Consider the following 12,355-nt stretch of genomic DNA (forward strand, 5'->3'; position numbering starts at 1 on the left):
ATGCCGCTGCTGGAAGACCTGTCCGTCTACGAGGACGGCGACGTGTTCTCCGTCTACGACCACTCCTACGAAGACGACGACGCCGTGCCGGACCGCGGTCGGCCGCTCGGCACGATCACACTCACGACCGACGGCGACTACGTGCCGGAGGGCATCGGCGCGATCTTCGCATGGGTCCAGCCTGCGCGGACGATCGACGACGCTCTGGCGGCGTTCGTCGGCTGAGCGGCCGGCCCTGACCGAGCCGTCCGGCTCTCAGCTCAGGAGCGGGGTGACGCCCGCTGAGCTCGAGGAGGCCACCGCCTCCGCCGATCGGCCTCGCCCGCCGTGCTCGAACAGCTCGCGCGTGAGGTCATCGCGAACTTGTCCTGAGTCTCCTATGAGTCTCCTGCGGATCCGATCGTCGACTCCCGCGCCGACCTAGGCTGAAGTCGACGACATCGTCGGACGGCCCGCGTGGCGGGTCGGCCGAGTGAGGCCGATGGCACAAATCGTGGCCGGGAGCAGAGCTTCCGGCCACGTCCACGTCGGAGCGTGTCAAATGGTGTGTGTAAGGGGTGGGTCTCCTTGCGAAAGGAAGCACACTGTTGGCTATCGATAGGGCGTCGCGTGAAGAGCGGCGTAAGGTTCAGGCGGAGGGCGCGCAGCGTCTGATCGCGTCTGGGATGTTGGATGATCTGTTCGCGAAGATCGACGCGGGCGAGGTCCAGCTTGATGGGGATGGCGGGTTCATTCAGCAGCTGATCAAGACGGGTTTGGAGCGCGGATTGCAGGCTGAGCTGACGGAGCATGTCGGGTATGAGGAGGGTGATCCTGAGGCTGCGTTGCACGCGAACTCGCGGAACGGGGTGTTCTCTAAGACGGTCGGAACCACCGCTGGAGAGGTCGAGTTGCGTATCCCGCGGGACCGGAACGGGACGTTCACGCCTCGGCTGGTCCCGACCGGAAGCCGGCGGCTCTCGCAGTTGGATGAGATGATCGTCTCGCTCTACGCCGGCGGGATGACCGTCCGCGATATCGAGCATCATCTCGTCTCCACGCTGGGCGTTGACCTCAGCCACGAGACGATCTCGAACATCACCGAGGAGATCGCCGAGGAGGTCCTGGCGTGGCAGTCGCGGCCGCTGGAGGCGTTCTACCCAGTGATCTACCTGGACGCACTCGTGATCAAAGTCCGCGATGGCGGGCACGTCAGGAACAAGGCCGCGCATATCGCCGTCGGCGTCGGTGTGGACGGTATCAAGCACGTTCTGGGCATCTGGGTCCAGCAGACGGAGGGCGCGAAGTTCTGGGCGTCCGTCTGCGCCGAGCTTGCCAACCGCGGCGTCCGCGACGTGCTCATCGTCTGCGTCGACGGACTCACCGGGTTCCCCGAAGCGATCGAGGCGACCTGGCCAGAATCGATGGTCCAGACCTGCGTGGTGCACCTGATCCGCAACGCGATGCGGTTCGTCGCCTACGGGCAGCGGAAGGCCGTCGCCGCGGCGCTCAAGCCGATCTACCAGGCGCCGACCGCCGACGCTGCGCAGGCGGCGCTGGACGCGTTCAGCGCGTCGCCGCTGGGGCAGGCGAACCCCAGGTCAGCGCAGGTGTTCGAGGCCGCGTGGGAGCGGTTCACGCCGTTCCTCGCGTTCCCTCCGGAGCTGCGGCGGGTGATCTACACGACCAACGCGATCGAGTCGTTAAACTTCCAGCTACGGAAGATCATCAAGAACCGCGGGCGCTTCCCGAACGACCAAGCAGCGGTCAAGCTACTCTGGCTCGCGATCTGCAACATCGAGGACAAACGGGCACGCGACCGGGCGAGCGAGCGCGGTCTCGCCCGCGGCGCGAAACGCAAAGCCGAGGCACGCCCGGTCGAAGGACAGACCGTCACAAACTGGATGAAAGCCCTCGAGCAACTCTCACTCGTCTATCCCGAGCGCATCAACCGCTACCTCTAACCCGAGGCACCGCCCACTTACACACACAACTTGACAAGCTCCATCTTCCATCTGCAACTGAACGTCACCCGGGAGCTGACCCGCAGCCCCCGACTCAAAGCCGGTCGGGCGCTGCGGCAGCTCGCTCTGAACCTCACCGACATCCACGACATCGATGCCGCAATCAACTGGCGGTTGGACCTGGAGGCCTGGTGGCAGAGTTACGGGCACCTGACCCGGGAACGCAGCCTCTACGACAACGGCCGATTCGGGTTCACGCACCTCAAACTCCGCCGCGCCTGGGGAATCCTGCACCGAGCCGCGCAAGCCGGGCACATCTTCACCAACCTCAAACACGGCAACCCCCGCGTCACCTCACGACTGGAAGGCCTGAACTCGCAAATCCGGCACCTGCTCCGGCACCACCGCGGCATGCCCATCGAGCACCGCCGCCGAGCCGTCGAATGGTTCCTGCTCCTCCACGAGGTCCCCCTCGACCAAGCACACCACCACGCCAGCACCCCACAACCAGCCCTGACCCGGAACCGGACGGGCCAGCCCTCTACGACACCGGCCTCAACCCTGAAGAAGGCCTCTGGACCCGATCAGGCTGGGCCGGCCGACACTGACACACCCAACCCATCCACTCTTTTTGGCCTATAAGCCGTCGCTACGGCCGGCGTCAGAGGCGACATTCGCCGTGAATGTCGGCCTAGCGTTGGGGCATGGTGGAACTGCATGAGATGAGCGCGCTCGCGTTGTGGCAGGAACTGCAGGCGGGACGTGTCTCGCCCCGGGAAGTGGCCTCCCACTACCTCGACCGCATCGAGCGGCTCAACCCGCAGCTCGGCGCGTTCGTCACCGTGACCGGCGAGCAGGCGCTCACCCGCGCCGACGAAGTCGCCGCCTGGGTGCCCAGGTCGGCGCCGCTCTGGGGGCTCCCCTCCGGCGACAAGGACCTCTGGCTGCGCGCGGGCGTTCCCGCCGGCTTCGGGTCGCGAGTGATGGCCGGTTTCGTGCCCGATGCCTCCGACGAGATCGTCGAGACCCTGGACGCGGCGGGAGCGGTGAGCCTGGGCAAGACGAACGCGCCGGAGTTCGGCCTCCCCGCCTATACCGAGTCGCTCGTGGCGCCCCCTGCCCGCAACCCCTGGGACCCGGAGCTCGGGTCCGGAGGTTCCAGCGGTGGCGCCGCGGTCGCGGTCGCGAGCGGGATGCTGCCGTTCGCGCCGGGCTCCGACGGCGGCGGCTCCGTGCGGATCCCGGCTGCCGCGTGCGGCCTCGTCGGGCTCAAGCCGTCACGAGGACTGGTGCCGGCCGGAAGCGGTATCGACTCGCTCGCCGGCCTCGTCGTCGCCGGCCCGCTCGCGCGCACGACCGCAGACGCCGCCCTGCTCCTGGACGGAATGATCGCGCGGGTGGGCGGACGTATCGACCACCACTACACGTTGCGCGCGCCCTACGACGACGACGGGCCGTTCCTCGGCACCGCCGTGCGCGGGGAGGGGCGTTTCCAGCTCGGCGTCATGACGACGTCCGCCTGGGACGACGCGTACGACATCGTGATCGCGCCGGAGGCGCGGGCCGCTCTGGACGCGGCGGTGGACGCCTTCGCCTGGATGGGCCACGGTGTCGAGGAGACCGCGCTCGAGCCCGATCCGACCTATGCGCCCGCCTTCCGGACGATCTGGCAGGCGGGTGCGGCGCGCATCCCCGCCGAGGGCGAGACACTCGACCTCCTGGAGCCGCTGACGGCCTGGCTCGTGCAGCGCGGCAGGTCTCTGGGCGCGCGCGAGTTGAGCGAGGCGCTCAGCGCCCTGACCGCCTACGAGCGCTCGTTCATCCGGCAGCTCGCGTCGTTCGACGCCGTCCTGACGCCGGCTCTCGCCCTCACACCGCGTCCGATCGGCTGGTACGACCGGGAGGATGGCGAGCGCAACTTCGAGCAGCAGGTGCTCTACACGCCGTTCACGTCGATGCTGAACGTGACCGGACTCCCGGGCATCGTGCTTCCCGTGCTGCAGGCCGAGGGGCGCCTGCCGATGGGCGTGCAGCTGATCGGGAGGCCCGGCGGCGAACGGACGCTGCTCTCGCTGGCCGCCCAACTGGAGCGCCGCCTCCACTGGGAGGCGCGTCGCCCGCCGGTCTGGTGACGTCACCTCGGAGTCTGTCGGGTATCGCCTCAGACGGCGAAAGGAAGGGAGGCCGTGTGCACCGCAGGTGCCGCAGTGGTGTTTCGTTCCGACCGGAAATCGACACAGGTGAAGTCTGGGCATGTGAAATCTAACGTTCGAATAAGAGGAAGGGGTTTCGCAGTGCCCCGGTCGAGCGCTAGCATGCGCCTGTGGACGATCGGGAGGCGTTCCGTCCGGTGCTCGGCGAGGTCACCGCGCTCGCCGGAGAATGGCTCGACGGAGTGCCGACGGCGCAATTCCCCGGCGGGTCGACGTCGAGAGGGTCGTGGATGCGCTGGGTCGGCGCCTCCCGGAGCGCGGCCCGGCGCCGGTGGAGGTCCTCCGGTGGTTGAACGCGGCCGTCTCGCCCGGCCTGATGCGCATGCAGTCGCCGCGGTTCCACGGCTGGGTTATCGGCGGGGCTCAGCCCGTGGCGCTCGGAGCCGACTGGCTCGTGTCGGCCTGGGATCAGAACACCTCGCTGCGCGCGGTGACACCCGGCGTGATCGCGGCGGAGGAGCTGGCGGGGGACTGGCTGCTCGACCTCCTCGGCCTCCCGCAGACCGCGGGCGGTGCTGCGATTCTCGGTGAGCAACTGGCTCACGGACGCCGCCGAAGCCGCTCGGACGGTGGCGGCGGTCCGGGAGGCCGCGGCCTCCGCCGACGCTGCGTAGCGGAGTACTCGGCCGCGTCGGTGGGCCGTGGTCAGTCGGGACGAGGTCAGCGCCCGGCCGCATACCCCTGCATCCCACGTGGATTCGCCGCCGCCGACAGCAGGCCGGTCCGCGGTTCGCGACCCACGGACGAGAGCCGGCCGAGCGTCCAGCCGCCGACGCGCGTCACCACGTGGCCGCGCGCCTCCAGCCCGGCGATCACGTGGTCTCCGAGCCGAGCCTCCACCACCGCGCCGCCCGGAACCCAGGTGCGCGGCCAGAACGAATCGGCCAGCGAGGTCGTGTGCAGGGCCGGAGCATCGATCGCCTGTTGCGGGGTGTAGTCGCCGACGAGGGTCCGGAGCAGGTAGAGCAGCTGCCACTGGTCCTGCTGGTCGCCGCCCGGCGAGCCGAGGGCCGTCACCGGCACGCCGTCGCGCAGCACGAGGGTCGGCGTGAGTGTGGTGCGTGGTCGCTTCCCGGGTCGGAGGGTCGATGGCGATCCCTCCTCCAGCCACGTCATCTGCAGACGGGTGCCGAGGCAGAACCCGAGCGCGGGGATGGTCGGGGACGATTGCAGCCAGCCGCCCGACGGGGTGGCCGACACGATGTTGCCCCAGCGGTCGACGACGTCCAGGTGACAGGTGTCGCCCCGCGTCTCGCCGGTGCGGGAGACGGTCGGCTCGCCGATGCCGGCGATCGCGGCCGACGTCGGCGGGGTGTACTCGGTGCGCAGCGGAGGGAGGAACGGCTCGACGCCGGGAACCCGACCCGGCCGGAACTCCGCTGAGGCACGCTCGCCGATCAGCGCACGGCGCTCGGCGATGTACTCCGGCGCCAGCAGCTCCTCCACCGGCACCGGTTCGTCGGCGAGACCGGCGTCGCCGAAGTACGCGTCGCGATCGGCGTACGCGAGCTTCTGCGCCTCCAGGATCGTGTGCGCGCCCAGCTCGGACGACGGGTCGAGGCGGTCGTCATCGAAGCCGTCGAGGATGGCCAGCGTCTCCAGCAGCGCGGGACCTTGACCCCACGCCCCGGTCTTCGCGATGGTGTGCCCACGGAACTCCAGCGTCGTCGCGGGCTCGTAGGTCGCACGGAAGGCGGCGAAGTCGGCCTCTGCGATCACGCCGGCGTGATCGGCGCCCGGGGAGTGCCGGTGCCGGACGGCCGCGAACGCCGCCGCCTCGCGCGCGACGAGGCCGGTGGCCCACTCGGTTCGCGCCGCCTCCACGCGCTCCTCGCGGGTCGACGCGCTGTCGCCGGCGGCGATCAGCCCACGGAGCACCCGCGCGTACGCCGGGTTGCGGATGAGCTCGCCCGGCTCGGGGACTCGTCCGCCCGGCATCCAGTGCGCGGCCGACGACGGCCAATGCTCGGCGAACAGGTCTGCGACGGTGCGGATGGTCGCGCAGACCCGCTCCAGGACGGGATGGCCGTCCTCGGCGTAGCCGATGGCGAACGCGAACACGTCGGCGAGCTCCCAGGTGCCGTGATCCTTCAGCAGCAGCAGCCACGCGTCCACCGCGCCGGGGACGGCGGCTGCCAGTGCTCCGGCGCCCGGCACCAGTTCCAGGCCCTCGGCGAGGTAGTGCTCCCGCGTGGCGCCCGCGGGTGCGGGACCCTGCCCCGCGAGGACGACCGGCGTCGGGTCGTCCGCGGTCGCGAACAGCGCGACCAGGTCGCCGCCCGGACCGTTCAGATGGGGCTCGACGACATGCAGCACGAAGGCGCACGCGACCGCCGCGTCGAACGCGTTGCCGCCGCGCTCGAGCACCGCCTGCGCACTCGCCGTCGCGAGCCAGTGCGTGGAGGCCGACATCCCGAACGTGCCGGTCAACGTCGGGCGGGTGGTCACGGTAGGAGGCGGAGTGAACGTCATGGGGTCCAGTCTGCACCGCAGGCCGGGCGCCGCGGGTAGGGCGCCGCGGGCCGGGCGCTGCAGTCCGGCATCGGCGAATCGGGCGTCAGCGAATAGGGTGGTCCTCCGTGTCCGTCACTCACCGTCTGGGCCGCGCCGACGTCGATCGGCTGCACCTGGCCCTCATGCTCGCACTCACCTTCTCCACCGGCGTCGTCGACGCCGTCGGCTACCTCGGCCTCGACCGCGTCTTCACCGGCAACATGACCGGCAACGTGGTGCTTCTCGGCATGGCGCTGACCGGCACGACGAACCTCCCGATCCTGCGTCCGCTGCTCGCGCTCGGCTTCTTCCTGGCCGGTGCGGTGGTGAGCGCCCGACTCGTGCGCCGCGGCGACGGCTGGTCGGGCCGGGTGACGGGGACGCTCTGGCTCATCGCCGGGCTGCTCACCGCGATCGCCGCGGTGCTCGCGTTCGCCCTCCAGCTCGACCCCGAGCTGATCGGCACCGTCGCCACGTCGGCGCTCGGCTTCGCCATGGGGATGCAGGCGGCACTCGCTCGCCGGGTCAAGGTCACCGACGTGACCACCGTGGTCGTGACCTCCACCCTCACCGGCCTCGCCGCCGACAGCAGGCTCGCCGGCGGCACGGGGTCGTTGTGGGTGCGCCGTGCGCTCGCCGTCGTGCTCATCTCGACGGGAGCGGCGGCCGGTGCGCTCGCGCTGCTTGTGCACGTCTCGCTGGGCGTGCTGGTCTCGGCGGCGATCACGATCGTGGTCGCGTCGCTCGGCCACACCGGCCACCGGGCGCGGGCGGAGGCGGCTCCGGCGGAGGCCTGACGGCCCGGATGCCGGCCCCGCCGAGCATCAGGTCGGCCGGCGCCGACTCCCGGTCGCGGTGTCCATCGGCTCAGCTGACCGGGCCGGTGTACTTCTCGCCCGGCCCCTTGCCGATCTCGTCCGGGAACGGCGACGCCTCACGGAAGGCCAGCTGCAGCGAGCGGAGGCCGTCGCGCAGGCTGCGCGCGTGCTGGTCGCCGAGGTGCGCGGCGCTCGCCGTGACCAGTCCGGCGAGTGCGTCGATGAGCTTGCGGGCCTCGTCGAGATCGGTCTGGTGCGCCGGGTCGTCTGCGAGGCCGACCTTGACGGCTGCCGCGCTCATCAGGTGCACCGCCGTGGTCGTGATGACCTCCACCGCAGGCACCTCGGCGATGTCGCGCGTGGCGTCGGCGATCGCCTCCTCCTCGTTCGCGTTGCTGTCGGGGACCGGGGATGTGTCGCTCACTGCGTTCCTCTGTTAGAATCGTTCGGGCTCCGGGGCATCTGCCTCGGGACGAAAGTGGAGATTCCTCCCACCCGCGCTTGACCGCTTACAGGTTACCGGGTCGTTGCACTCCGCCGACGTGCGTCAGCACGGCGGTAGCCAGGGTGCTGCACCAGCCCTGCGAGCCGAATCCTTCGGGAAAATCGGGCCGCGGGGCTGCGCTGGTGCGTGGAATCCACACTTTCTCCGAGCCGTCTCGCGACGGCCCGAGCACTCGAAGCATCGCTCATCAGAGGAGACTGACATCAGCGAACCCCGTACGAATGACCGTATCCGCGTCCCCGAAGTTCGACTCGTCGGCCCTGCCGGAGAGCAGGTCGGCGTGGTCAAGATCGAGGTCGCCATCCGACTTGCGCAGGAGGCTGATCTCGACCTGGTCGAAGTCGCGCCCAATTCCAAGCCGCCTGTCGCGAAGATCATGGATTACGGCAAGTTCAAGTACGAGGCTGCGCAGAAGGCCAAGGAGGCCCGGCGCAACCAGGCGAACACCATCCTCAAGGAGGTTCGGTTCCGCCTCAAGATCGACAAGCACGACTACGAGACCAAGCGCAAGCGCGCCGAAGGCTTCCTGAAGGCCGGCGACAAGGTGAAGGCCATGATCCTCTTCCGAGGCCGCGAGCAGTCGCGCCCGGAGCAGGGTGTCCGCCTCCTGCAGCGCTTCGCGGAGGACGTCGCCGAGTTCGGCCAGGTGGAGTCCAACCCCACCATCGACGGTCGCAACATGGTAATGATCATCAGCCCGCTCAAGAACAAGTCCGAGGCCAAGGCCGAGGCCAACGCACAACGTGCCGCTTCCAAGGCGCGCGCCCAAGGGCGCGACCAGGAAGCGGTTGCTGAGACAGACGACGCTGCTCAGTCCGACGAGAGTTCGCCCGCCCCGGCGACGAACGAGGAGAAGTAATGCCCAAGCAGAAGTCCCACTCCGGCGCCAAGAAGCGCTTCAAGATCACCGGCACCGGCAAGGTCATGAAGCAGCAGGCCGGCATGCGCCACAACCTGGAGCTCAAGTCCAGCCGCCGCACCCGCCGACTGAACCAGGACCAGGTCGTCCCCGAGGTGGACGCCAAGGTCATCCGCCGGATGATCGGCAAGTAGAGCTCCTCCCCGACACGCACGTAAGGAATAACGACTAATGGCAAGAGTGAAGAGGGCTGTCAACGCCCACAAGAAGCGTCGGGTCATCCTCGAGCGCGCCGAGGGCTACCGCGGTCAGCGGTCGCGCCTCTACCGCAAGGCGAAGGAGCAGGTCACCCACTCGCTCGTCTACGCGTACCGTGACCGCCGCCAGAAGAAGGGCGACTTCCGCCGTCTCTGGATCCAGCGGATCAACGCCGCCAGCCGCGCCAACGGCCTCACCTACAACCGCTTCATCCAGGGCCTCGGCCTGGCGGGCGTCGAGGTGGACCGTCGCATCCTCGCCGAGCTGGCCGTGAACGAGCCTGCGACCTTCGCGGCCCTCGTCGAGACGGCGAAGAAGGCCCTCCCGGCCGACACCTCGGCCCCCAAGGCCGCCGCTTAAGCCTCCCGAACTCCCGAACGGCCCGGTCGACCTCCCGTCGCCCGGGCCGTTCGTCGTCCCCGGAGGTCCGTTCCTCCGGAATTCCGTCCGCCTCCGCCGCCGAGCTCCGGAATTACCCACATCTCCACGGCGTGTCCGCCGGACTCTCCGGAGTTGCTGGCACCGCCACAGGGGCGGGCCGACACGCCGCCGGGGAGTCTGTAACTCCGGAGATACGGCCGATTCGCCCGCGGCTTTCCGGAGTAATGGAGGCTCGGGCGGCGTGTCCAGTGGGGCCTCCGGAGTTGCCAGCAACTCCGGAAGGGCGGGCCGACACGCCGTCGGGAAGTCTGTAACTCCGGAGGTGGCCGGCCTGGCCGCGCGAATCTCCGGAGTTATGGGGGCCGAGTGACGGTCAGTCGTCGCTGCCGTGGCGGTGGTCGGGCTGGCCGTCACGGCCGGGCGGGCCGTCACGGCGGGACTGGCTGGTTCCGTGGTCGTCCACGACCACGGAACCGACGACATCCGCGACCACGGCGGGCGAGATAGTCGTCGGAACCGGGCGGGGGTGTCGACCTCGGGGTGTCCCACCGCGCAGATCTCCAGGCGGTCGATGAGCGCCGATATGCTGAGCGCATGCTTGACAACCCGCGCTCTCCGCGCGTCCGCGCCGTTGCGAAGCTGGCGAAGCGTCCCGCCAGAGCCGAGACCGGGCTCTTCCTGCTCGAGGGGCCGCAGGCGGTGTCGGAGGCCCTCATCTTCCGTCCGGAGCTCATGGTTGAGCTGTATGCCACGCCGACGGCCCTGGAGCGCTACCAGGACATCGCGCAGACGGCTGTGGAGGCCGGCGTCGACGTCGAGTTCGTTACGGAGCCCGTTCTCGACACCATGGCCGACACGGTTACGCCGCAGGGCTTCGTCGCGGTGTGCCGGCAGTTCCCGACTTCGGTGCGCGACATCTTCTCCGACGAGCCCCGCCTGATCGCGGTGCTGGAGGAGGTGCGCGACCCGGGCAACGCGGGCACCATCATCCGCGCGGCGGACTCGGCTGGAGCGGACGCGGTGGTCCTCACCGGGCGGACAGTCGACCTCTACAACCCCAAGGTCGTGCGGTCGACGACCGGCTCCCTGTTCCACGTGCCGGTCGCCGTGGGCGCCGACCTCGCCGACGTGGTTGGACGCGCGCACGCTGCGGGCCTGCAGGTGCTGGCCGCCGACGTCAAGGGGGAGGACCTCCTCGCCGCCCGTCAGGAGGGCCAGCTCGCCCGGCCGACCGCCTGGGTGTTCGGCAACGAGGCCCGTGGGCTCGACGACGAGCTGCTCGGTCTGGTCGATCGCGTGGTGACCGTTCCGATCTACGGTCGCGCCGAGTCGATGAACCTGGCGACCGCCGCATCGGTCTGCCTGTACGAGTCGGCGTTCGCTCAACGCTCGATCTGATTCAATAAGCATTGCGTTATATAACGCTTACTTGATAGATTGACCGCATGGACGGTCTGGAGGCAGTGGGCGACTCCGTGCGGCGGCGCTTCGTCGAGCTACTCGCGCGCGGTGAGCGCACGGCGGGGGAGCTCGCCGCGCACGCCGCCGACGAGTTCGGCATCACCCAGCCCGCCGCCTCTCGGCACCTGCGGGTGTTGCGGGAGGCCGGGGTCGTGGCCTCCCGTGTCGACGGGCAGCGCCGGGTCTATGCGCTGGAGCCCGCCGGCCTGGACGACGCGGCCGCGTGGTTCCAGGGGCTGGCTGTGTTCTGGGAACAGCGACTGGACGCACTGGGAACCGAGCTGGTTCGCAGCCGCAGGGCGCAGCGGTCACCACAGCGGATCACCGAGCCGCACCCCGCCCAGGAGGCGTCATGACGCTGTGGGGAGAGATCGCCCTCGACGGCGCCCGTCGTTCGGTGACCGTCCAGCGCGAGTACCCTGCGGCCCCGGCGGAAGTCTGGGCCGCCCTCACCGAGCCGGAACGGCTGGCGCGCTGGATCGGACGCTATCAGCAGACCGCTGACGGGTTCCGGCTGGCGATGGGCGGACCGGACGCGGACGCCGTGGTCGACGGCCGTGTTCTCGCCTGCGAGCCCGAGCGGCGGCTCCTGGTGACCTGGCGGTTCAGCGGTGCGGGCGAGTCCGAGGCGCAGACGGAGCTGGAGGCGACGATCGCGACCATCGCGGCCGCCGGGGACGACCGCGTGCTGCTGACTCTGACCCACCGACGTGTGCAGGCCGTGACGGCCTCCGTCTACGGAGCGGGCTGGCAGGACGTTCTCACCCACCTCGCACGCGAGCTCGGTGGGCCGGCCACGCCGCAGGAGCATGACGGCTACCTCGGTGAGGCGGCCGATCCCGCCGCGTTCGACGCCGCGCTCGACGAGTACCGTCGCGACGAGGCCGCGCTCGCGCCCGCGACGATCGAGCGAGCCGGCGACCGGTCGGCCGTCGCGCTCGAGCGGCTGCTCGACGCTCCACTGGACGAGGTCTGGGACGCGCTCACTCTGCCCGACCGCGTCGGCCGCTGGCTCTGGCCGGTGGTGGAGTGGCCCGACGATCCCGCACGCGCACGCCGGCTGCGCATCGGCGACGTGATGCGCCTTGGCGACGAGAACGTCGAGGGCGCGGTGCAGGAGCTCGAGATTCTCAACCTCCAGGAGCGCGCCCACCTGCGGTTCACCTGGGGCGACGCCGCGGTGAGCATCCGCCTGGAGGAGACCGACGACGGCACGCTGCTGTCGCTCGTGCAAGGCGGAGTGAAGGACACTTTCGGCGCCGGGCGGCTGCGCTCGGCGCCCGACTTCGCGGCGGGATGGCACACGCTGATCGACCAGCTGACCCTGCTGCTCGCCGGGCTCAGCGTCCCGGCTCCCGACCGTCTGTGGGAGGCCGCATACCTGGTGTACGCGGGGGAGTGAGCCCCGCGCCGACGAGACCTCC

General features: G+C 70.0%; 14 protein-coding genes. 12 read left to right on the forward strand and 2 right to left on the reverse strand.

What is annotated here, in order from left to right; all coding sequences use genetic code 11:
* From ACPPVW_RS11920 to ACPPVW_RS11940, 5 genes are all read left to right on the forward strand, one after another.
* The gene (locus tag ACPPVW_RS11920) at positions 1 to 225 is read left to right on the forward strand and encodes a hypothetical protein (protein ID WP_426623338.1); all 225 of its coding nucleotides are present in this window, start codon (positions 1 to 3) and stop codon (positions 223 to 225) included.
* Between the two features lie 440 nt (positions 226 to 665).
* Complete coding sequence (locus ACPPVW_RS11925; RefSeq protein WP_426623339.1) at positions 666 to 1,943, forward strand: IS256 family transposase; 1,278 nt, start codon at positions 666 to 668, stop codon at positions 1,941 to 1,943.
* Between the two features lie 30 nt (positions 1,944 to 1,973).
* Positions 1,974 to 2,585 carry a hypothetical protein gene (locus tag ACPPVW_RS11930; RefSeq protein WP_426623340.1) on the forward strand — a complete coding sequence of 204 codons (612 nt, stop codon included), beginning with the start codon at positions 1,974 to 1,976 and terminating at the stop codon, positions 2,583 to 2,585.
* A gap of 62 nt (positions 2,586 to 2,647) precedes the next feature.
* A complete protein-coding gene (locus ACPPVW_RS11935) occupies positions 2,648 to 4,075 on the forward strand; it encodes an amidase (RefSeq protein WP_426623341.1) in 1,428 nt (475 codons plus the stop codon).
* Between the two features lie 191 nt (positions 4,076 to 4,266).
* A complete protein-coding gene (locus ACPPVW_RS11940; protein WP_426623342.1) occupies positions 4,267 to 4,449 on the forward strand; it encodes a hypothetical protein in 183 nt (60 codons plus the stop codon).
* Between the two features lie 367 nt (positions 4,450 to 4,816).
* Here the strand turns inward: ACPPVW_RS11940 and ACPPVW_RS11945 are convergent, their stop codons facing one another.
* Positions 4,817 to 6,628 carry a gamma-glutamyltransferase family protein gene (locus ACPPVW_RS11945; protein WP_426623343.1) on the reverse strand — a complete coding sequence of 604 codons (1,812 nt, stop codon included), beginning with the start codon at positions 6,626 to 6,628 and terminating at the stop codon, positions 4,817 to 4,819.
* Positions 6,629 to 6,735: 107 nt separating this feature from the next.
* Here ACPPVW_RS11945 and ACPPVW_RS11950 point away from each other — a divergent pair, with 107 nt between their 5' ends.
* The gene (locus ACPPVW_RS11950; protein ID WP_426623344.1) at positions 6,736 to 7,446 is read left to right on the forward strand and encodes a YoaK family protein; all 711 of its coding nucleotides are present in this window, start codon (positions 6,736 to 6,738) and stop codon (positions 7,444 to 7,446) included.
* 70 nt (positions 7,447 to 7,516) lie between these two features.
* Here the strand turns inward: ACPPVW_RS11950 and ACPPVW_RS11955 are convergent, their stop codons facing one another.
* Positions 7,517 to 7,891, reverse strand: coding sequence for a DUF1844 domain-containing protein (locus ACPPVW_RS11955; RefSeq protein WP_426623345.1), 375 nt, complete (start codon positions 7,889 to 7,891; stop codon positions 7,517 to 7,519).
* Positions 7,892 to 8,174: 283 nt separating this feature from the next.
* Here ACPPVW_RS11955 and infC point away from each other — a divergent pair, with 283 nt between their 5' ends.
* From infC to ACPPVW_RS11985, 6 genes are all read left to right on the forward strand, one after another.
* Positions 8,175 to 8,831: a translation initiation factor IF-3 gene (infC, locus tag ACPPVW_RS11960; RefSeq protein WP_426626292.1), complete on the forward strand. Its 657-nt coding sequence runs from the start codon at positions 8,175 to 8,177 to the stop codon at positions 8,829 to 8,831.
* Positions 8,831 to 9,025 carry a 50S ribosomal protein L35 gene (gene rpmI / locus ACPPVW_RS11965; RefSeq protein ID WP_241704900.1) on the forward strand — a complete coding sequence of 65 codons (195 nt, stop codon included), beginning with the start codon at positions 8,831 to 8,833 and terminating at the stop codon, positions 9,023 to 9,025. The genes infC and rpmI overlap by 1 nt, the downstream gene beginning before the upstream one ends.
* A 37-nt stretch (positions 9,026 to 9,062) precedes the next feature.
* On the forward strand, positions 9,063 to 9,449 hold the full coding sequence (gene rplT, locus ACPPVW_RS11970; protein WP_179607448.1) for a 50S ribosomal protein L20: 387 nt from the start codon (positions 9,063 to 9,065) through the stop codon (positions 9,447 to 9,449).
* Between the two features lie 615 nt (positions 9,450 to 10,064).
* The gene (locus tag ACPPVW_RS11975; RefSeq protein ID WP_426623346.1) at positions 10,065 to 10,868 is read left to right on the forward strand and encodes a TrmH family RNA methyltransferase; all 804 of its coding nucleotides are present in this window, start codon (positions 10,065 to 10,067) and stop codon (positions 10,866 to 10,868) included.
* Between the two features lie 47 nt (positions 10,869 to 10,915).
* The gene (locus ACPPVW_RS11980; RefSeq protein ID WP_426623347.1) at positions 10,916 to 11,287 is read left to right on the forward strand and encodes an ArsR/SmtB family transcription factor; all 372 of its coding nucleotides are present in this window, start codon (positions 10,916 to 10,918) and stop codon (positions 11,285 to 11,287) included.
* Complete coding sequence (locus ACPPVW_RS11985; RefSeq protein WP_426623348.1) at positions 11,284 to 12,333, forward strand: SRPBCC domain-containing protein; 1,050 nt, start codon at positions 11,284 to 11,286, stop codon at positions 12,331 to 12,333. The genes ACPPVW_RS11980 and ACPPVW_RS11985 overlap by 4 nt, the downstream gene beginning before the upstream one ends.
* The last annotated feature ends 22 nt before the right edge of the window (positions 12,334 to 12,355 follow it).

It is taken from the genome of Leifsonia sp. McL0607 (assembly GCF_049993355.1).
Taxonomy (GTDB): domain Bacteria; phylum Actinomycetota; class Actinomycetes; order Actinomycetales; family Microbacteriaceae; genus Leifsonia.

What these genes read in the sequence shown, in the direction of transcription:
- rplT (WP_179607448.1), top strand. Translation starts at nt 9,063, where the DNA reads ATGGCAAGAGTGAAGAGGGCTGTCAACGCCCACAAGAAGCGTCGGGTC.
- ACPPVW_RS11925 (WP_426623339.1), top strand. Translation starts at nt 666, where the DNA reads ATGTTGGATGATCTGTTCGCGAAGATCGACGCGGGCGAGGTCCAGCTT.
- ACPPVW_RS11980 (WP_426623347.1), top strand. Translation starts at nt 10,916, where the DNA reads ATGGACGGTCTGGAGGCAGTGGGCGACTCCGTGCGGCGGCGCTTCGTC.
- ACPPVW_RS11935 (WP_426623341.1), top strand. Translation starts at nt 2,648, where the DNA reads ATGGTGGAACTGCATGAGATGAGCGCGCTCGCGTTGTGGCAGGAACTG.
- rpmI (WP_241704900.1), top strand. Translation starts at nt 8,831, where the DNA reads ATGCCCAAGCAGAAGTCCCACTCCGGCGCCAAGAAGCGCTTCAAGATC.
- ACPPVW_RS11985 (WP_426623348.1), top strand. Translation starts at nt 11,284, where the DNA reads ATGACGCTGTGGGGAGAGATCGCCCTCGACGGCGCCCGTCGTTCGGTG.
- ACPPVW_RS11975 (WP_426623346.1), top strand. Translation starts at nt 10,065, where the DNA reads ATGCTTGACAACCCGCGCTCTCCGCGCGTCCGCGCCGTTGCGAAGCTG.
- ACPPVW_RS11920 (WP_426623338.1), top strand. Translation starts at nt 1, where the DNA reads ATGCCGCTGCTGGAAGACCTGTCCGTCTACGAGGACGGCGACGTGTTC.
- ACPPVW_RS11945 (WP_426623343.1), bottom strand. Translation starts at nt 6,628, where the DNA reads ATGACGTTCACTCCGCCTCCTACCGTGACCACCCGCCCGACGTTGACC.